Source organism: Pantoea sp. AS-PWVM4 (genome assembly GCF_000468095.1).
Taxonomy (GTDB): Bacteria; Pseudomonadota; Gammaproteobacteria; order Enterobacterales; family Enterobacteriaceae; genus Pantoea; species Pantoea phytobeneficialis.
This window is the reverse complement of record NZ_ASZC01000011.1, coordinates 29,894-49,317: the sequence shown is the minus strand read 5'-3', so window position 1 is coordinate 49,317 and position 19,424 is coordinate 29,894. Positions and strand designations below refer to the sequence as shown.

The 19,424-nt window shown below is 55.0% G+C and carries 20 protein-coding genes; 16 read left to right on the top strand and 4 right to left on the bottom strand.

What is annotated here, in order from left to right; all coding sequences use genetic code 11:
- Positions 1 to 129 precede the first annotated feature (129 nt).
- From upp to hda, 3 genes are all read left to right on the top strand, one after another.
- Positions 130 to 756: a uracil phosphoribosyltransferase gene (gene upp / locus L579_RS11025; RefSeq protein WP_021184323.1), complete on the top strand. Its 627-nt coding sequence runs from the start codon at positions 130 to 132 to the stop codon at positions 754 to 756.
- A 71-nt stretch (positions 757 to 827) separates the two neighbouring features.
- On the top strand, positions 828 to 2,111 hold the full coding sequence (uraA, locus tag L579_RS11020; protein WP_021184322.1) for a uracil permease: 1,284 nt from the start codon (positions 828 to 830) through the stop codon (positions 2,109 to 2,111).
- An 87-nt stretch (positions 2,112 to 2,198) separates the two neighbouring features.
- Positions 2,199 to 2,906, top strand: coding sequence for a DnaA inactivator Hda (gene hda / locus L579_RS11015; RefSeq protein ID WP_021184321.1), 708 nt, complete (start codon positions 2,199 to 2,201; stop codon positions 2,904 to 2,906).
- On the opposite strand, the gene arsC is transcribed toward hda, so the two are convergent.
- Both arsC and L579_RS11005 read right to left on the bottom strand, forming a co-directional pair.
- A complete protein-coding gene (arsC, locus tag L579_RS11010; protein ID WP_021184320.1) occupies positions 2,903 to 3,250 on the bottom strand; it encodes an arsenate reductase (glutaredoxin) in 348 nt (115 codons plus the stop codon). The two genes, hda and arsC, sit on opposite strands and share 4 nt — an antisense overlap.
- Positions 3,251 to 3,252: 2 nt before the next feature.
- Entirely contained in the window at positions 3,253 to 4,719 is a 1,467-nt protein-coding gene (locus L579_RS11005; protein WP_021184319.1) for a beta-barrel assembly-enhancing protease, read from the bottom strand.
- A gap of 706 nt (positions 4,720 to 5,425) precedes the next feature.
- Between L579_RS11005 and L579_RS11000 the strand changes: the two genes are divergently transcribed.
- The 10 genes from L579_RS11000 (at position 5,426) to L579_RS10955 (ending at position 15,255) form a co-directional block, all read left to right on the top strand.
- The gene (locus L579_RS11000) at positions 5,426 to 6,031 is read left to right on the top strand and encodes a DsrE family protein (RefSeq protein WP_036626447.1); all 606 of its coding nucleotides are present in this window, start codon (positions 5,426 to 5,428) and stop codon (positions 6,029 to 6,031) included.
- Positions 6,032 to 6,065: 34 nt separating this feature from the next.
- A complete protein-coding gene (locus L579_RS10995) occupies positions 6,066 to 6,674 on the top strand; it encodes a DsrE family protein (RefSeq protein ID WP_021184315.1) in 609 nt (202 codons plus the stop codon).
- A 126-nt stretch (positions 6,675 to 6,800) separates the two neighbouring features.
- Positions 6,801 to 7,811, top strand: a complete 1,011-nt coding sequence (locus L579_RS10990; RefSeq protein WP_021184314.1) for a LacI family DNA-binding transcriptional regulator — start codon at positions 6,801 to 6,803, stop codon at positions 7,809 to 7,811.
- Positions 7,808 to 8,830 (top strand): ABC transporter substrate-binding protein, encoded by a 1,023-nt coding sequence (locus tag L579_RS10985; RefSeq protein WP_021184313.1) that lies wholly within the window; start codon positions 7,808 to 7,810, stop codon positions 8,828 to 8,830. The genes L579_RS10990 and L579_RS10985 overlap by 4 nt, the downstream gene beginning before the upstream one ends.
- Positions 8,830 to 9,696, top strand: a complete 867-nt coding sequence (locus L579_RS10980) for an ABC transporter permease (protein WP_021184312.1) — start codon at positions 8,830 to 8,832, stop codon at positions 9,694 to 9,696. Before L579_RS10985 ends, L579_RS10980 begins: the two co-directional genes overlap by 1 nt.
- Positions 9,693 to 10,505, top strand: coding sequence for an ABC transporter permease (locus L579_RS10975; protein ID WP_021184311.1), 813 nt, complete (start codon positions 9,693 to 9,695; stop codon positions 10,503 to 10,505). The genes L579_RS10980 and L579_RS10975 overlap by 4 nt, the downstream gene beginning before the upstream one ends.
- Positions 10,502 to 11,491, top strand: coding sequence for an ABC transporter ATP-binding protein (locus L579_RS10970; protein WP_021184310.1), 990 nt, complete (start codon positions 10,502 to 10,504; stop codon positions 11,489 to 11,491). Before L579_RS10975 ends, L579_RS10970 begins: the two co-directional genes overlap by 4 nt.
- Positions 11,492 to 11,513: 22 nt before the next feature.
- Complete coding sequence (locus tag L579_RS10965; RefSeq protein WP_081692778.1) at positions 11,514 to 12,332, top strand: phosphodiesterase; 819 nt, start codon at positions 11,514 to 11,516, stop codon at positions 12,330 to 12,332.
- Positions 12,333 to 12,500: 168 nt separating this feature from the next.
- Positions 12,501 to 14,093 carry a sensor domain-containing diguanylate cyclase gene (locus L579_RS10960; RefSeq protein ID WP_021184308.1) on the top strand — a complete coding sequence of 531 codons (1,593 nt, stop codon included), beginning with the start codon at positions 12,501 to 12,503 and terminating at the stop codon, positions 14,091 to 14,093.
- A 103-nt stretch (positions 14,094 to 14,196) separates the two neighbouring features.
- On the top strand, positions 14,197 to 15,255 hold the full coding sequence (locus L579_RS10955; RefSeq protein WP_021184307.1) for an AI-2E family transporter: 1,059 nt from the start codon (positions 14,197 to 14,199) through the stop codon (positions 15,253 to 15,255).
- Between the two features lie 34 nt (positions 15,256 to 15,289).
- Here L579_RS10955 and bcp read toward each other — a convergent pair whose 3' ends face one another.
- Together bcp and L579_RS10945 are read right to left on the bottom strand one after the other, a co-directional pair.
- On the bottom strand, positions 15,290 to 15,757 hold the full coding sequence (bcp, locus tag L579_RS10950) for a thioredoxin-dependent thiol peroxidase (RefSeq protein WP_021184306.1): 468 nt from the start codon (positions 15,755 to 15,757) through the stop codon (positions 15,290 to 15,292).
- Positions 15,758 to 15,902: 145 nt separating this feature from the next.
- The gene (locus L579_RS10945) at positions 15,903 to 16,457 is read right to left on the bottom strand and encodes a glycine cleavage system transcriptional repressor (RefSeq protein WP_021184305.1); all 555 of its coding nucleotides are present in this window, start codon (positions 16,455 to 16,457) and stop codon (positions 15,903 to 15,905) included.
- A gap of 143 nt (positions 16,458 to 16,600) precedes the next feature.
- Between L579_RS10945 and dapA the strand changes: the two genes are divergently transcribed.
- From dapA to purC, 3 genes are all read left to right on the top strand, one after another.
- Positions 16,601 to 17,479 carry a 4-hydroxy-tetrahydrodipicolinate synthase gene (gene dapA, locus L579_RS10940; RefSeq protein ID WP_013510033.1) on the top strand — a complete coding sequence of 293 codons (879 nt, stop codon included), beginning with the start codon at positions 16,601 to 16,603 and terminating at the stop codon, positions 17,477 to 17,479.
- Between the two features lie 13 nt (positions 17,480 to 17,492).
- On the top strand, positions 17,493 to 18,524 hold the full coding sequence (bamC, locus tag L579_RS10935) for an outer membrane protein assembly factor BamC (protein ID WP_021184304.1): 1,032 nt from the start codon (positions 17,493 to 17,495) through the stop codon (positions 18,522 to 18,524).
- 143 nt (positions 18,525 to 18,667) lie between these two features.
- Positions 18,668 to 19,381, top strand: a complete 714-nt coding sequence (purC, locus tag L579_RS10930) for a phosphoribosylaminoimidazolesuccinocarboxamide synthase (RefSeq protein ID WP_013510031.1) — start codon at positions 18,668 to 18,670, stop codon at positions 19,379 to 19,381.
- Positions 19,382 to 19,424 lie beyond the last annotated feature (43 nt).

The window sequence follows — 19,424 nt, the reverse complement described above, 5'->3', positions numbered from 1 at the left end:
TTTTTCGCTAATCCTTAATCTCAGATGGTGGAAGGCGTTGTATTGACCAATGACATATGGCGCAGCAGGAAAAAGGCGGTATAATCCCGCGATTTTTTTTTAGCTCAACTCAATTCCGGGAGAACAATCATGAAGATCGTGGAAGTCAAACACCCGCTGGTCAAACATAAACTGGGCCTGATGCGTGAGCATGATGTCAGTACTAAACGCTTCCGCGAACTGGCGTCAGAAGTTGGCAGCCTGCTGACTTATGAAGCCACTGCCGACCTGGCAACCGAGCGCGTTACGATTGAAGGCTGGAATGGCCCGGTAGAAATCGAACAAATCAAAGGCAAAAAAATTACCGTCGTACCGATTCTGCGTGCCGGTCTGGGCATGATGGAAGGCGTGCTGGAACACGTACCGAGCGCGCGTATCAGCGTGGTCGGCGTTTACCGTGATGAAGAGACGCTGGAGCCGGTACCGTACTTCCAGAAACTGGTTTCCAACATCGAAGAGCGCATGGCGCTGGTGGTGGATCCGATGCTGGCAACCGGCGGCTCGATGATCGCCACTATCGACCTGCTGAAAAAAGCCGGTTGTAACAGCATCAAGGTGTTGGTGCTGGTGGCTGCACCGGAAGGTATTGCCGCGCTGGAAAAAGCGCATCCGGACGTTGAACTCTATACCGCTTCAATCGACAAAGGCCTGAACGAGAAGGGATACATTATTCCTGGTCTCGGCGATGCCGGCGACAAGATTTTCGGAACCAAATAAATAAAGCAGCCGGCCAGAGAGTCGGCTTTTTTTTGGCAAAAATGCACCACACAACTCAAGGGGATCACTGAATGACTCGTCGCGCCATCGGCGTTAGCGAACGACCGCCGCTACTCAAAACCATTCCACTCAGTCTGCAACATCTGTTCGCCATGTTTGGCGCAACCGTGCTGGTGCCGATTTTGTTTCACATCAACCCGGCCACGGTGCTGCTGTTTAACGGGGTAGGGACGCTGCTGTATCTCTTCATCTGTAAAGGGAAAATCCCGGCTTATCTCGGCTCCAGCTTCGCCTTTATTTCTCCGGTGCTGCTGCTGTTACCGTTGGGCTATGAAGTCGCGCTGGGCGGCTTCATCCTCTGCGGTTTCCTGTTCTGTGTTGTTGCCCTGATAGTGAAAAAGGCGGGCACCGGCTGGCTGGACGTGATGTTCCCGCCTGCGGCAATGGGTGCGATTGTGGCGGTTATCGGCCTTGAGCTGGCGGGCGTGGCGGCCAATATGGCTGGTCTGCTGCCTGCTGAGGGCACCTCACCGGATGGCACCACCGTGTTTATTTCGCTGGTGACGCTGGGTGTTACCGTGTTTGGCTCCGTGCTGTTCCGTGGCTTCTTTGCCATTATCCCGATTCTGATTGGTGTGCTGGTTGGCTACGCGCTTTCTTCTTATATGGGCATCGTAAACTGGGCGTCGGTTGAGAATGCGCCGTGGTTTGCACTGCCGACGTTCTATACGCCACGTTTTGAGTGGGCGGCGATGTTGACCATTCTGCCTGCGGCGTTGGTGGTGATCGCCGAGCACGTTGGTCACCTGGTGGTGACGGCGAATATCGTGAAAAAAGATCTGATCCGCGATCCGGGCCTGCATCGTTCCATGTTCGCCAACGGCCTTTCCACCATGATCTCCGGTTTCTTTGGTTCAACCCCCAACACCACCTACGGTGAGAACATCGGCGTCATGGCGATCACCCGTGTCTACAGCACCTGGGTGATCGGCGGGGCGGCAATCCTGGCGATTCTGCTCTCCTGCGTCGGCAAACTGGCCGCCGCGATTCAGGCGATTCCGGTGCCGGTGATGGGTGGCGTGTCACTGCTGCTGTACGGGGTGATCGGTGCTTCAGGTATTCGTGTGCTGATTGAATCCAAAGTGGATTACAACAAAGCGCAGAATCTGATCCTCACTTCGGTGATCCTGATCATCGGCGTCAGCGGTGCCAAAGTGCATATCGGTGCCGCCGAACTGAAAGGTATGGCGCTGGCGACCATTGTTGGCGTGGCACTCAGCCTGATCTTCCGCGTAATCAGCTTGTTACGTCCGGAAGAAGTGGTTCTGGATGCTGAAGAGCAACGCGAACCCTAAGCGCGTTTGCCGGGCAGGGAAGCCCGGTTCATCTCTGGCAAGGATCGTGATAGACTTGCCCCGTTTTCTGCCCGTTCATACGCTGAGGTGCTTCTGAACACGCCGGCACAGCTTTCACTGCCACTTTACTTACCTGATGACGAAACCTTTGCCAGCTTTTGGCCTGGGGAAAATCCGTCCCTGTTAGCCGCACTTCAGGGTGCGCTGGTGCAACAACACGGCAGCTATCTCTATTTCTGGTCGCGCGAAGGCGGTGGCCGCAGCCATCTGCTGCACGCTGCTTGTGCTGAAATGTCGGCACGCGGTGAAGCGGTCGGCTATGTCCCACTGGATAAACGCACCTGGTTCGTACCGGAAGTGCTGGAAGGGATGGAGCATCTGGCGCTGGTGTGCATCGATAATATCGAGTGCATCGCCGGGGACGCCGAGTGGGAGATGGCGATCTTTGATCTCTATAACCGCATTCTGGAAATCGGCAAAACCCGTCTGTTGATCACCGGCGATCGCCCGCCGCGCCAGCTCAATCTCGGGTTGCCGGATCTGGCATCACGTCTCGACTGGGGCCAGATTTACCGTTTACAGCCATTGTCGGATGACGACAAGTTGCAGGCGATGCAATTGCGTGCCGGGATCCGCGGCTTTGAATTGCCGGAGGATGTCGGGCGTTTCCTGTTGAAACGCCTCGACCGCGAAATGCGTACTCTGTTTGAAACCCTGGATCGACTGGATCGCGCCTCCATCAGCGCGCAGCGTAAACTCACCATTCCCTTTGTTAAAGAAGCGCTGGGGCTTTAAATAATCTCCAGCACCGCTTCGGGCGGGCGGCCAAGGCGCGCCTGTTCACCGTTGATTACAATCGGGCGCTCGATCAGTTTGGGATGCTCAACCAGCGCCTGAATCAGCTGATCCTCGCTAAGACCGGGTTCAGCTAACCCCAGCGATTTATACAGATCTTCTTTGCGGCGCATCAGCTCGCGTGCACTCGTAATACCCAGTTTTTTCAGCAACGCTTTCAGCGTTTGCGCATCAGGCGGTGTTTCCAGATACAGCACCACTTCCGGCTGCACTCCCTGCTGTTGCAGCAGCGCCAGCGTCTCGCGGCTCTTGCTGCAACGTGGATTATGATAAATGGTCACCATGATTACGATCCTTTTTGATACTGTTGGAAGCGTTTTTGCAGCTCTCTGAATTGATCAATACGCGCGTCATAACGCGCCTGTTTCAGGCTACCGAGCGGCACCTGGGCGCTGGCGCTGCTAAGCGCTCTGATCGCCTGATCCATCTGACCATTTAACGCCAGACCCTCCGCGCGTGCCGACAACTCCTCATCCTGTAAACCCTGGGCTGCCGATGCCTGCGCCAGCAGATCCCAGCCGTTAGGATCGTTGGGATTCGACCAGGTATAACGATGAAGAATACGGCTGGCATTGGCCGGTTGTTTGGCTTCGACATAGGCATTGGCGAGGTTAAGCTGAATCACCGGATTGCTGTTGCTGCCCTTGGCGCTGCTCAACATCTTGATGGCCTGTTGTGGCTGATTCAGACCGATGTCGATGTCGCTCATGATATCGAGAAACCAGACATTATCCGGTTGTTTAGTCAGCATCGGGGAGATGATTTTCTTCGCGTTTTCAAAGCTTTTCGCCTGTAAAAACTGCACCGCTTTGCCGTATTGTGAAGCCTGCTGTTCGCGGGTATTGCCCTTGGCGTATTGATCGAGCAGGTCATCTGTCAGTTGGTTTTGACCGGTGGAATACATGCCAAGTGCGCGTACCTTCGCCATATAAAAATCCTGCGATGATTGCACCACCACCGGTCGCATCTGGTTCGCGCGGTTGCGCGCATCCGCCAGGCGGCTATCGGGCAGGGGGTGAGTTAGCAGAATTTCCGGGGGTTTGGAAGAGAAGCGGCTCTGGTCAGCCAGTTTTTGCAGGAAATTTGGCATCGCCTGGGGATCAAACCCGGCACGCTGCAACACCTGAATGCCGATGCGATCGGCCTCCTGTTCATTCGCTTGCGTAAAGCTAATCATACCCTGCTGGGTTCCGGCGAGGGTACCCATTAACCCGGCCATACCCGCTTGCGGGTTAGCAATAGCCAGCAGAATCGAGCCAAGCGCACCGACCCAGGTCAGCGGTGCATTGCGTTTTTGCTCTTCCATCGCACGCGCCAGATGGCGCTGGGTGACGTGCGAAATTTCATGCGCCATCACCGATGCCAGCTGGCTTTCATTATCGGTAAAGCGGAACAGCGCCGAGTGCAGCACCACGTTGCCACCGAAGAAGGCGAAGGCGTTCAGCTCATCATTCTGGATCAGATAAAAATGAAACGGTGTACGCACTGAATCGGCGTGCGCCACCAGCCGCTGTCCGAGTTGATTGATATATTGATTTAACAGCGGATCGTTGATCAGTGGTGCACTGGCCCGCAGTTGTCGTACATAGAAATCACCGATCTGTAATTCCTGGTTAATCGACAGCGTTGCGCCTGCCGTGGTGCCAATATCGGGCAGAGAGTCGCTCACGTCAGCCCTGACGCTCAGCACAGGCGTGAGAAGCAGCGCAGGAATAAGGGCTGCCAGCGCTGATTTTTTCAACCGGTTAAACATGCCTTGATCCTGTAAAAAGTGTCCGGAAATTGGACCGTTAAGTGGTGCAAATGTTCTGTAAAGCCGTTCAGTTAACGCACATTGGTAGCGGCGCGATTTATCGCGCAGTTTTGAAAGATGCGCGATAAATCGCGCCGCTACCAATGTTGGGATGATTGTTTATCTTAACCACCCGCAGCATACAAGCAAGCAAAGCAGGGGGATGTGATGAATGCAAAATGTTGCTGTTGCCTGTTGATAAAAGCAGCAAAAATTTGAATAAAGCGACCTGGACGCCAGCAGGCTGTTTTCGGTTGGCTCAGATTAAAGATTGGTAAAGTTACTCAAAATTATTGAACCTGGCATAAGTTTTTCCAGGTTTTCTCTGAAAAACAAGCTATCTAAGCCTGAACTGGCCCATTTTATCCATCGACATTCTTTATCATGCCGCAAAAGGTTAAATGCGGCACTGTACATTAAGACGGCCATATTTTAAGTCGGTGTTTGTCATGACAATCCCTGTTACCGGCAAAACTTCCGACCAGCTATTTTTCAACTCCTCGCTCAGGCTCCATCAAGGTTGTTATTCAATTAGTCTCGCTAATTATTTTTCCTGCAAGTAAACCGTGCGCGGGCAGTAAATCCGCCTGCTTTAGGCGTTGTCCTGGTGTGGTATAGATAACGTACTTTGTTCAAACGGACTTTCCATGCCTGCCGGAGTGTCTCTATGCGTACTGCTGTCTCCTGGGCCCTGATCGCGATTGTTGGGGGTTTTGTCGGTGCTGTCGTCAGCAGAAGCGATGACATCTATCAACGTGTCATGAACCACTTTTCTGCTCCACCAGCGGACCCGGAAGGTTTCTGGAGTACCCCGGGTATCGAAGGGTACGGCAAGATCCATTACGAAGCCGATGCCGCTTTTAAACCTGTGCCTGGACTGAGCAACAAGATCGTCTTTCAGCTCACTAAAAACGAAGGTGATATTGCCCGGCCTAATCTCGGCCTTGAGCGCGTAGCAAGGGTGGTTAATCTCTACATCGCCTCGGGCGTACCGGCCGATCAGCTGCATTTTGTGGTATCGGTCACCGGAGATGCCACCCCGGCGATGCTGGATAACACGCATTTCAAACAATTTTATGGCACCGATAACCCCAATCTGCCGCTGATTGCGGAGTTGAACAAGCAAGGGGTAAAGGTGTCGGTGTGCGATCAGTCGGTGGCGTTTCATCATTATCCCAATGACTGGATCGATAAATCGGTGATTCACGCGCTCTCCAGCCCGACCACGGTGTCGACGCTGCAAAATCAGGGTTATGCGTGGTTGCAAATGTAAACAGGCATTTTGATGATGGTTGAGGAGAAGTGAAATGCGTCCAGCGACATACATTGTTGTGGCAGCACTGGCCGGTTTTGTTGGCGGCAATGTGCTCCAGATTCCCGATATGGTCGATAAATTCAGCGACCGCTTTGCGGATAAGAAAACCGAACCGGCCGATTTCTGGAGCACGCCAGCAATCGCGGGTTACGGCAAGATCCACTTTGTTGACACGCCTGCATACAATCCGGCCAGCACGCCTGGTTTGAGCAATAAAATCGTGTTCCAGATTAACCGCAGTGAGGGGGATATTCGCCAGCCGAATCTCGGGCTGGAGCGGGTAGCGCGGGTAACGAATCTTTATTACGCTGCCGGTGTGCCGTTGGAACAACTGAACTTTGTGGTGTCGATCAATAGCGATGCAGTCCCGGCAGCGCTGAACAATGAACAGTTCCGCAAAGCCTACGGCGTGGATAACCCTAACCTGAAGTTGATCAGCGAACTGGAAAAGGCCGGGGTCAAGGTGTCGATTTGCGATCAGTCGGTGGCTTTCCATCAACTGGAGCGTGAATGGATTGACCCGATGGTAACGCATACCCTCTCCAGCGGCACCACCGTGGCGACGCTGCAAAACGAAGGTTATGCCTTCCTGATGCTGTAATTTTCCCCAGACGGCAGCATGCGCTGCTGTCATCTTGTTGTCATCTCCGCGCGATGTGGTTGTCACAGTTCACCGCTAAGTTAAGCGCCAATGAGATCGATCTCATTGGCAACCTACGAGGCGAACATGTCCGATTTAGTGAGTGTGGCAAAGCTGGCTGGCGTCTCGCGCGCCACGGCGGCACGCGCCTTCTCTGATCCCCATCTGCTGCGACCAGCTACCCTGAATAAGGTCCTGGCTGCATCGGAACAGTTGGGTTTTCGCCCGAATCATATTGCCCGCCAGCTGCGTACGCAAAGCTCCACCACGCTTGGCGTACTGCTACCTTCATTGCTTAACCCGATCTTTTCCCAGCAGCTTCAGGCTATGGAGCGCGAGGCGCGTGATGCGGGATTTGGGCTGTTGGTGGCGACCAGTGATTATCAGCCTGAGCGCGAAGCGGCAATTGTCGAACATATGTTGCGCCAGCGGGTTGCCGGGCTGGTTTTGACCGTGGCGGATGCCGACAACAGCGCGGTGCTGCATACCCTGCATGAGGCACAGATGCCGTTTGTGCTGGCGCATAATGTGCCGCAACAAAACGACTGGCCTGCGGTGTGTGTCGATAACCGCCGGGCGTTGCGCGAAGCAACAGACTATCTGCGGCAGCTCGGGCATCAACACATCGGCATGATTGCCGGTCCGATGTTGCAATCCGACCGTGCCCGCCTGCGTTATCAGGGCTACTGCGATGCCATGCAGCAGGCTGCCCTGCCAGTAATTGAAATGCCCAGCCATACCCATTCTGATTTTGCCCTGCTGCAACCCTGGTTGCAGGGGCCATCGGCGTTAACTGCGGTTATCTGCACCAACGATTTGCTGGCCATCAGCCTGATTGGCGCTGCCCAGCGTGCCGGGGTACGTGTTCCGCAGCAGCTTTCGGTGATGGGTTTTGATGGCATCGCTATCGGTGAACAACTTGTCCCGTCACTGGCGAGTGTGACGCAGCCTGGTGAATGGCTGGGTGCCTGCGCCATCGACATGCTTTTACAACCAGCCAGCCGCGGAACTCGCGTACTGGCTCATCAACTGCGGCCCGGCGAAAGCGTGGCTGCACCCTTTGCTTCTTTGCTTGCCAACACCAGGGAACCATCATGAAATTACACAAAAAAGCCAAAATCGTCGCCGGGGCGCTGGCCCTGACTATCGGTTCGTTATTCAGTGGGTTGACCCAGGCGGCGGAGACCGCGATTTGCTACAACTGCCCGCCGGAATGGGCTGACTGGGGTACCCAGTTGAAAGCCATCGCGCAAGATACTGGCATTCAGGTGCCGCAGGACAACAAAAACTCCGGCCAGGCGCTGGCGCAATTGGTGGCAGAGCAGGGCAATCCGGTGGCGGATGTGGTGTATTACGGCGTGAGTTTTGGCATCCAGGCGGATAACGCCGGCGTTACTGCCAGCTACAAACCGCAGCACTGGGATGAAATACCGGCCGGAATGAAAGATCCCAACGGGAAATGGGTGGCGCTGCATTCCGGCACTATGGGTTTTATGGTCAACGTCGATGCGCTGGGCGGCGCGCCGATTCCGCAATCCTGGAATGATCTGTTAAAGCCGGAATACAAAGGGATGATCGGCTACCTTGATCCCGCCAGCGCTTTCGTCGGTTATGTGGCGGCGGTGGCGGTTAACCAGGCGCTGGGCGGCAATATGCACGACTTCACGCCGGGTCTGAACTGGTTTAAAAAATTGCAGGCCAATCAGCCGATCGTACCCAAGCAAACCGCTTATGCCCGCCTGATTTCTGGCGAGATCCCGATCCTGCTCGACTACGACTTCAACGCCTATCGCGCCAAATACAAAGATCACGCCAACGTGGCTTTTGTCATCCCGCAAGAAGGGACCGTAACGGTGCCGTACGTTATCAGCCTGGTGAAGAACGCGCCGCATGAGGCCAACGGCAAAAAAGTGATCGATTACGTGCTGTCTGATAAAGGGCAGGCGATCTGGGCAAATGCCTTCCTGCGTCCGGTACGTACCTCCGCGATGTCGGCAGCAGCGAAGCAATACTTTCTGCCAGACAGCGATTATGCACGAGCCAAAACCGTTGATTACCAGCAGATGGCCGATGCGCAGAAGGCGTTCTCTGCCCGCTACCTGAGTGAGATCCATTAATGTCGCTGTCCGACACCCTGGCGGCCTCGCGCCGCCAGACACGTAAACTGCCGGGCAGCCGCTGGCTATGGTTAACGCTGCCTGCGCTGCTGTTCTTCTGCGCTTTCTGGCTACTGCCTTTTGCCCGTTTGCTGCAAATCGGTATGCAGGCAGATCGCACCACGCTGCATAGCGGCTACTGGACGGTGATCAGTCAACCGCAGTATCTGCTGAGTTTGTTCAATACCGTGCTGTTGTCGCTGGCCGTGACGTTAGCGACGCTGCTTATCGCGGCGACTGTTGGTTGCTTTCTGGCACGTCAGCGCTTTGCTGGTCGCAGCACCTTATTAGCGTTATTGACCTTCCCGCTGGCGTTTCCTGGCGTGGTGGTGGGTTTTCTGGTGGTGATGCTGGCCGGACGACAAGGGCTGCTGGCACAGGTCAGTATGAGCCTGCTGCATGAACGCTGGACGTTGGCCTATTCGCTGGTCGGGTTGTTTATCGGCTATCTCTACTTCTCGCTGCCGCGCGCCATTGTCACCCTGGTGGCGGCCAGTGAAAAACTTGATCGCTCGCTGGAAGAGGCGGCCCGTTCGCTCGGGGCCAGTCAGTGGCGCATCACCTGGGATGTGATCGTGCCGGGGCTGCAACCGGCGTTGCTCTCCACTGGCGCGCTCTGTTTCGCCACCAGCATGGGGGCGTTTGGTACTGCCTTTACCCTCGGCACCGATTTGGTGGTGCTGCCGCTGACTATCTATGGCGAATTCACCAACTACGCCAACTTCGCCACCGCGGCTGCGTTGTCGGTGGTGATGGGCGGCATCGCCTGGCTGGCGCTGATGCTGGCACGCCGTCTGGCGCATCGCACTGAGAAGGAGGCGGCATGAATCGTCGTGGACTTTTTACCCTGCAACTGCTGATCACCACTCTCACCGCGCTGTTTATGATCGTGCCGGTAGTGTTGTCGATGCTGGCCGGGGTGACCAACAACTATTTTATTGGCCTGCGTAGCGGCCTGACGCTGAAGTGGGTGGATCAGGTATGGCAGATGTATGCCGGTACTTTCTGGCTGTCGTTGCTGATTGCCTTGTGCTGTCTGTTGGTAACGCTGGTGATTGGCGTTCCCGCCGCCTGGGGATTATTGAAAGCGCCACGCCGTTGGGCGGCTCGTATTGAAGAGTGCCTGATGCTGCCGGTGGCGCTGCCGGGGTTAGCCACGGCGCTCGGTATCATTCTGTTATATGGTCAGTTTTCCGGCCTGCGTGATAGCTGGCTATTTATCCTGATTGGTCATGTGCTGTTTACCCTGCCGTTTATGATGCGTCCGGTGCTGGCGGTGATGCAGGCCGTGGATATGCCACGGCTGGAAGAAGCTTCCGCCAGCCTCGGTGCCAGCCTTTGGCAGCGTTTTTTTACCGTGGTGGTGCCGAACTGTCGCAACGGCATTCTTGCCGGTGCTTTTATGGTTATCACTCTGTCGGTGGGGGAGTTCAACATCACCTGGATGCTGCATACGCCGCTGACCAAAACCCTGCCGGTCGGCCTTGCTGACAGCTATGCCTCGATGCGACTGGAAGTAGGGTCCGCCTATACCCTGATTTTTATCCTGATGATTCTGCCGTTGTTGCTGCTGCTGAATGCACTCAACCAATGGCTCAACCGCGCGGTTGCGCGCCAACACAAGGAGTCGGCATGAATAACGCCTCTGTCACGGTTCGGCTTCACCATTGCTCGCGTCGTTTTCATCATCACCTGGCGCTGCACCCGCTCGACCTGACGGTGAATGCCGGGGAAACCCTGGTGCTGCTTGGCCCTTCAGGCTGCGGTAAAACCACCACGTTGCGTATTATCAGCGGGCTGGAACGCTGCGATGCCGGTGGTGAGGTGTGGTTTGACGGACGCAACGTCACCGATTTACCGATCGAAAAACGTAATGTTGGCATGGTGTTCCAGAACTACGCGCTGTTTCCCAATCTCAATGTGGCCGACAACGTGGCCTATGGCCTGAAAGTACAGGGTGTGCCGCGTGCTGAGCGAGAGGCGCGGGTGCAGGAGATGCTGGCGCTGGTGGATCTCAGCGCGCTGGCGCAGCGCAGTATCGACAAACTTTCCGGCGGGCAGAAGCAACGTGTCGCCCTGGCGCGCGCGCTGGCGGCGCGTCCTAAAGTCCTGTTATTTGATGAACCCCTGGCGGCGCTGGATGCACGCCTGCGCGATCGTCTGCGGCTGGAGATTGGCACGCTGCTGAAAAAGTTGGCGATCACCGCGGTATACGTGACGCATGACCAGCAGGAAGCGATGGCGCTTGGCGATCGCATTGCGGTGATGGAGCAGGGGCGGCTGGTACAAATCGATACGCCACAACGCATTTATCAGCATCCGGCGTCAAAGTTCGTCGCCGATTTTGTTGGTGCCATTAATTGTGTCGATGTTGACGCACGCGGTAATCCACAACGTTTTTGCCGCCCGGAAGACGTGCTACTTGCCAGTGATCATCGCTACCCCCGTCAGGGCTTTGTCGTCGCCAGTACCTTTCTCGGCGCGTCACAGCGGCTGATGATTGATATCGGCCTGGCGGCCCCGATCCAGGTGGATCGCCACGCGCGGGAAAGCTGGCATGCCGGACAGGCGGTGAGCTGGTCGCTGGCACAGGACGCCGCCCTCCATTTTTCTGCTTCCTGAGGAACGAAGATTGTCTGAAACCATGACGCTGGTTGCGCAAATCAGCGATTTACATATTAAGGCGCAGGGACGCCTCTCCTATAAAAAAGTGGACACCCAGGCCGCGCTGTTGCGGGTGATTGAGACGCTTAACCGACTGCAACCACGCCCGGATGTGGTGGTGATCACTGGCGATCTGGTCGATTTCGGTCTGACGGAGGAGTATCAAACCCTGCGTCAGGCGTTGGCAGGGTTAGCGCTGCCATACCTGCTGATGCCGGGAAACCATGATGATCGTCAGGCATTACGTGCCGCGTTTCCTGAGCATAGTTATCTGCAACAGGGGGAAACCCTCAACTGGCAGAGCCATGTCAAAGGATTAAATCTGCTGGCGCTGGACTCCAGCGTGCCGCAACAGCCGTGGGGTTATGTCGATGAAGCACAACTTCAGTGGCTGGATGAAAAGCTGCAACAGGAACCGCACGCGCCTGCGCTGGTGATGCTGCACCATCCACCTTTTATCACCGGCATCAGCCATATGGATCGACAACCTTTGCGCAATCCCGAGGCGTTGGCAGCGGTAATCAGCCAGCATCCGCAGGTGGAGCGGGTGTTAAGCGGCCATCTGCATCGCTCCATTCAGGCGCGTTTCGCCGGTACTCTGGCCTGCACCGCGCCTGGGGTGTCGCATCAGGTGGCGTTCGATTTGTCTGAAACTGGCCCGGCCAATTTTGTGCTGGAACCGCCAGGGTTTTTGTTGCACCGCTGGCATCCTCAGCAAGGGATGACCACACATTTGTGTGCCATTGGCGATTATCCCGGACCGTTTCCCTTTTACGATATAAACGGATTAATTGACTAATTAGCGCCAGATAAAAGCAAAAGAATTGGGGTGTCGGCAGGATGCTTAGTGCTCAAATTGGGTTGTGGGTGTACAATTCTCCGTTACCTCACCAGGGTAAGTACGTCCAACAATAACAAGACTGCCAGGCACACCAATGATGAACAGACTCCTGATGGCGGGTGCGCCATGTTAACGCGCATCTGGCCTAAAACTGATCTGCGCACGCTAATCATGCTGCTGGCGATCACCAGTATTGTTATCACGCTCGCTAATGCCTTGTACGCAACATGGCGGGTGCAACGCATGGTCCTGATCGAAAGCACCCTCGAAGCCAATCGCGCTTATGCCACCAAACTGGCTTCCACCACTGAAGTCTTCTTTCAACTGGCTGAATCACAGTTGCACTACAGCGCGACAAAACTGGGCAATGATTTTGATAACTCTGAGCTGGCTCAGGAAGAGGTGAATCGCCTGCGCGAGCAAACCAACAGCTTCAACTCGGTGGCGATAGTCGATACCGATGGCGTAGTGAAAGCCATTTCACCGGAATCGATGATGTTAAAAGGTATGCATCTCACCAGTCAGGCATCGCGTGAAGCCCTGGCGAAACGCCAACCGATGGTCAGTAAACCGACGCTTTCGGTAGCGAATAACCTGATTGTGTTTGTTTCTTGGCCAATCTGGAGCAACGATGGACGCTATCTGGGCTACATTGGCGGCACGATTTATCTGAAAAAGAAAAGTATTCTCAATGCGTTACTCGGCGAGCAGTTTTATCGCGATGGCACGCATGTCTATGTATTGGATCGTAATGACCAGGTGCTGTATCACCAGAACAGTCAACTGATTGGTAAAACGGTACCGGGGATTATCAGTGACCAGGAACGTCAGAATCGGACTAACGGTTCATTGCAATTGATTGACGAAGAGACATCGAAGTTGGCCGGTTATGCGATTGTGCCCACCACCGGCTGGATGGTGGTAGCGCTGAAACCGACCGACGTGACGCTGGCACCGCTCTCCGGCCTGTTGTTGAAAGTGTTGAAAAACTCGGTGCCTTTTGCGTTGTTAACCCTGCTGGCGGCAGTCATTCTTTCGCGTCTGATTGCCTTACCGCTGTGGCAATTGGCGCGTAAGGCCAGCCAGATGGATACCCAAAGCGTGTCCGGTGAGATCAATGGTATCCGCGCCTGGTACTTTGAAGCCGCACAGGTTAAACGCGCGATGCTGACCGGTATCGGTCTGGTGCAGGATAAAATCGGACGGCTGAAATCCGAAGTCCAGACGGATCCGATGACAAATTTGCTTAACCGACGCGGCCTCGGTGCGGTGCTGGATTACTTCCTTGCCATGCGTCAGCCGTTTGCAGTGCTGGCGCTGGATATTGATCACTTCAAACGGGTCAACGACAACTTTGGTCATGACGTGGGTGACGAGGTGATCAAAAAAGTGGCGCAGGCGTTGCGTAGCAGTGCCCGTCAGACCGATGTGGTTTGTCGTAATGGCGGCGAAGAGTTTTTGATGTTGCTGCCGGGGACTGCGCCGGAAGAGGCGAGAATCATCGCTGAAAGGTTGCGTCAAAGCATTGCTGATAGCTGGATTGATGCGGTGGGGAATATCACCATCTCGGTGGGTATCGCGCTGTGGCAGCCGGACAACGGCTCACAGGAGCAGAGTTTGAAACAGGCCGATGCGGCCTTGTATCAGGCGAAAAATGCCGGACGAAATTGTGTGATGCTGGCCGGGCAGGATGCGCTGGTCAGTAGTATTACGCGTTAAAGAGACATTATGGATTTGTAGCGGCGCGATTTATCGCGCAGATTTTTCCCGTATAGTGCACGGGTTTGCGCGATAAATCGCACCGTTACGGGAAAGGAAAGGTATGCTGGCTCTGCTTATTCAATGGTACAGACGTCGTTTTAGCGATCCCCAGGCAATTGGCCTGGTGGCAATTTTGCTGGCGGCGTTTCTTATCCTCTTCTTCTTTAGTGGCTTGCTGGCCCCGCTGTTGGTGGCGCTGGTGCTGGCGTATCTGCTGGAGTGGCCAACAGTCCGTTTAGAGCGGGTGGGATGTAGCCGCACCTGGGCTTCCAGCATCGTGCTGGTGCTGTTCGGCGGTATCGTGCTAGTGATGGTGTTGATTGTTGCACCCGTCGCATGGCAGCAGGGCATCAACCTCACCCGCGATCTCCCCAATATGCTCAACAAACTTTACCTGTTTGCCGCCGGACTGCCGAAGCGTTATCCGGCACTGGTGGATGCGGGCATCATCGACATCGTGGTCGAAAACTTACGCAGCCGCCTGACCGGGCTAGGTGAGTCGCTGGTGAAATATTCACTGGCGTCGTTGGTTGGGCTGATGACGTTGATGATTTACCTGGTGCTGGTGCCGCTGATGGTGTTTTTCCTGTTGAAGGACAAAGAGCAGATGTTAAATGCGGTGCGTCGCGTATTGCCGCGCAACCGTGGTCTGGCAGGCGTGGTGTGGCAGGAAATGAACCAACAGATCACCAACTATATTCGCGGCAAAGTGCTGGAGATGGTGGCGGTGGGCGTGGTGAGCTGGCTGGCGTTTCTGCTGCTCGGCCTTAACTACGCGCTGCTGCTGGCGGTGCTGGTTGGGGTATCGGTCCTGATCCCTTATATCGGTGCGATGCTGGTGACCATCCCGGTCATTGGCGTAGGGCTGTTCCAGTGGGGCCTGGGCAGCGACTTCTGGACCATGTTTGTGGTTTATCTGGTGATTCAGGGGTTGGATGGTAACGTCCTGGTGCCGATTCTGTTCTCGGAAGCGGTCAACCTGCATCCGCTGGTGATCATTCTGTCGGTCGTGATTTTCGGTGGGTTGTGGGGCTTCTGGGGCGTGTTCTTCGCCATCCCACTGGCTACGTTAATCAAAGCGGTGGTTCGGGCCTGGCCGGAAGAAACTATCGTGAATTAAAGAAAACGGGTGCGTAGTACGCACCCGTTGCTCATCAGGCTGACTGGAGGTAATCCAGCACGATGTCGTGGTGGTTAGACGTTTTGAAATCGTCGAACACCTTCTCCACCTTGCCATTACCATCAATCAGGAAGCTGATGCGGTGAATGCCGTCGTAGGTTTTACCCATAAAGGTTTTCTCACCCCAGACGCCAAACTGTTCGCATACCTGATGGTCTTCATCAGACAGCAGCGTAAAGTTCAGCAGCTCTTTTTCGGCAAAACGCGATAGCTTCTCCGGTTTGTCAGTGCTGATACCCAGCACTTCCACACCGACCTTTTTCAATTCATCCATGTTGTCGCGCAGGCCGCAGGCCTGTACGGTGCAGCCCGGCGTCATGGCTTTCGGGTAGAAATAGACCAGAACGCGCTGTCCCTGGAAGTCGGCCAAATTTACTTGTTCGCCATCCTGATCGGGCAAGCTAAATTTCGGTGCGGTATCACCGGCTTTCAGTGGATTCATCACAACTCTCCATTTTTTTCTTCATGCTGTGGGTAATACACCATCAGGGCCAAAAGTGCCAGGTGGAGTTTACCGTCAGGGTTATTTCCGCACACTGTTTATCCAATCCGGACAGAGTGTGTGACGAAATAACCCGGAGGTCGCATCAGTGCGGTACGGCATCATCCGCCACGCTATATAAGCGAATCGTACCCTGGGCGTGCAGTTCCTGACAGAGCTGATTAAACGCCGGTTCGATGCGCGCGCCTTCAGCGCTGTGCGCCGTCATCTGAATATACAGGGTAGGCGGTACACCATCCTGCGCCGGTTGAATGCGCGAAACCAATTCAGCAATGTTCATTTGATGTTTATCGAACAGGTCGGTAAACCGCTCGATGATATGCGGGGAATCCGGAACTTCAACCTGAACCCAGACGGTGGCAGGCATAGGTGGCGTGGCGCGCGCATTGGTGCGCTTCATCACGATCAACAACTCCAGCTCAGCCCCTTTCATCGGCAGGGTGGATTCAATCAGGGTAATGGCATTCCAGCTTCCGGAGAGCAGCATAATAAAGGTGAATTCATCACCCAGCATCGCCAGGCGACTGTCTTCGATGTTGCAGCCGCAGCTGCTGACATGGCGGGTGATGGTATTCACAATACCCGGACGATCAACGCCCAATGCGGTGATCACCAGATGGTGAGGTTGTGGCTGCGACAAAATGACATTTCCTGTGTGTTCGCTAATAACCATAAGGTAAACATAAAAAAAACTGCTGACAAGCGCGGGAATGGCGTGGCTCGCTTGCTTTTCCCACAGCGTAAAACGTACCATGAAGCACTTGTTTGTCGAGGGGATCGCCCATGTTCACCGGAAGTATTGTTGCGCTCGTAACGCCAATGAATGACAAAGGCAATGTCTGCCGCGCGAGTTTGAAAAAACTGATTGATTATCATGTCGCCAGCGGCACCGCGGCGATTGTTTCTGTTGGCACCACCGGCGAATCAGCCACCCTCAGCCATGAAGAGCATGGCGATGTGGTGATGATGACCCTCGAACTGGCCGATGGCCGTATTCCGGTGATTGCCGGAACCGGCGCAAATGCCACTGCTGAAGGGATCTCGCTCACCAAACGCTTTACCGGCACCGGTGTGGTGGGTTGCCTGACCGTGACCCCGTATTACAACCGTCCGACGCAGGAAGGCTTGTTCCAGCACTTCAAAGCGATTGCGGAAAGCACCGATCTGCCCCAGATGCTGTATAACGTGCCTTCACGTACCGGTTGCGACATGCTGCCGGAAACCGTTGCGCGTCTGGCCGAAATCAAAAATATTATCGGAATCAAAGAGGCAACCGGGAACTTATCGCGGGTTAGTCAGATCCAAGAGCTGGTTGATGATGAATTCATTCTGGTAAGTGGCGATGACGGCACCGCGCTGGACTTCATGCAACTGGGCGGTAAAGGCGTTATTTCGGTCACAGCCAACATTGCGGCTCGTGAAATGGTTGAACTGTGCGCACTGGCGCAGCAGGGCAACTTCGCCGAAGCGCGTCGCCTGAATCAGCGTCTGATGCACCTGCACCAGACGCTTTTCTGTGAACCCAATCCTATCCCGGTGAAATGGGCCGCGAAACAACTAGGATTAATCGCGGATGACACGCTGCGTTTGCCAATGACGCCGCTGACCGAAGCCGGTCAGAGCAAAACGGCGCAGGCATTGATCAAAGCGGGTCTGCGATAATTAGGGAGAATCAATGCGTTATACAGTGAAGCGCTCGACGCTGGCGACTGTGGTGGGTTTGTCCACCCTGATGCTGCTGTCAGCTTGTTCCAGCGATCAGCGTTATAAGCGCCAGGTCAGTGGTGATGAATCTTACTTGCAGGCGCCTGAACTGCATGATTTAAAAGCCCCGGCGGGAATGATTCTGCCTGTGCAGAATGGTGATTACGATGTACCGCACGCCGTTGCCAAAGGCGCGGTAGGTAAAGAGCTGGATATCCGTCCGCCTGCCCAGCCGCTGGCGCTGATGAACGGTACACGCGCGCAGTTCACCGGCAATACCGGTGTTCTGGCAGTGGAAAGCAGCCGTGGCTCCATCTGGTCTCAGGTGGTGAACGTGGTGCAGTCGTACAAATTCCCGATTGCCCAGCGTGATGATGCTGCCCAGCAGCTGACCACCGATTGGGTGCAGTGGAACCGTGCGGATGAAGACAATCAGTATCGTGGCCGTTACCAGGTCAGCGTGCAGAATCAGGGCTATCAGCAGGTGCTGACGGTGCGTCTGCTTGAGCTGCAACAGTCAGGCCAGACGGTGACGACGCCGGTTCAAATCCAGCGCTACACCGCGCAGATGTTGAACGACCTCAGCACCGGTATGGATAAGATCGATACCGCAGCTCAGGATGCCGCAGCCGGTCGTGGTGTAGGCCAGATTGCCGTTCAGAGTGGTGCTGATGACACTGGCTTGCCGTTGTTGATTCTGCGTTCGCCGTTCAACCTGACCTGGCAGCGTCTGCCAGCGGCGCTGAAGCGCGCAGGCATGGAAGTGACCGACAGCAACCGCTCGCAGGGCAGTCTGAACGTCACCTACAAACAGCCGGGCAGTGGCGCGTGGGATGACATTGGTGCGAAAGATCCGGGCTTACCGAACGGCGATTATAAATTGCAGGTCGGTGATCTCGATAACCGCAGCAGCCTACAGTTCATTGATCCTAAAGGTCATGTGCTGACCCAGTCGCAGAATGATGCGCTGGTGGCGGTGATGCAGGGCGCACTGAACAAATAAATTGCCTCAGGCCGGAGAATATCCGGCCTTTTTTTTGAGATTTTGGCATAATAGCGCCCGGCGAGGTAAACGATTGCGTATTGCCGCCGTGCAGTGGGCAACCGCTGTTGAACACGGGTTCTTTCATGTTTGGAGTTAACAAGATGCAAAAGCGAGCTGAGTTGTATCGCGGTAAAGCGAAAACCGTATACAGCACCGACAATCCGGATCTGCTGGTACTTGAATTCCGCAACGATACGTCAGCAGGAGACGGTGCACGAATCGAGCAGTTTGATCGCAAAGGAATGGTGAACAACAAATTCAACCATTTCATCATGACCAAATTGCAGGAAGCGGGCATTCCGACCCAGATGGAAGCGCTGCTGTCGGATAACGAAGCGCTGGTGAAAAAGCTGGAGATGGTGCCGGTGGAGTGCGTGGTGCGCAACCGTGCGGCAGGGTCACTGGTTAAACGTCTGGGCGTGGAAGAGGGCATGTTGCTCAATCCGCCGCTGTTTGATCTCTTCCTGAAAGATGACGCCAAACACGACCCGATGGTGAACGAATCTTACTGCGAAACCTTTGGTTGGGTGAGCAAAGAGAATCTGGCGCGCATGCGTGAGCTGACCTACAAAGCGAACGACGTGCTGAGCAAAATGTTTGATGACGCCGGTCTGATCCTGGTCGACTTCAAACTGGAGTTTGGTCTGTTCAAAGGCGAAGTCGTACTCGGCGATGAGTTCTCACCAGACGGCGCACGTCTGTGGGACAAAGAGACGATGGATAAAATGGACAAAGACCGTTTCCGTCAGAGCCTGGGTGGCCTGATCGAAGCCTATGAAGAAGTGGCGCACCGTCTGGGCGTGAAACTGGATTAATTAATCGGTAACCATTGACGGCACCCCATGTAGCGGCGCGATT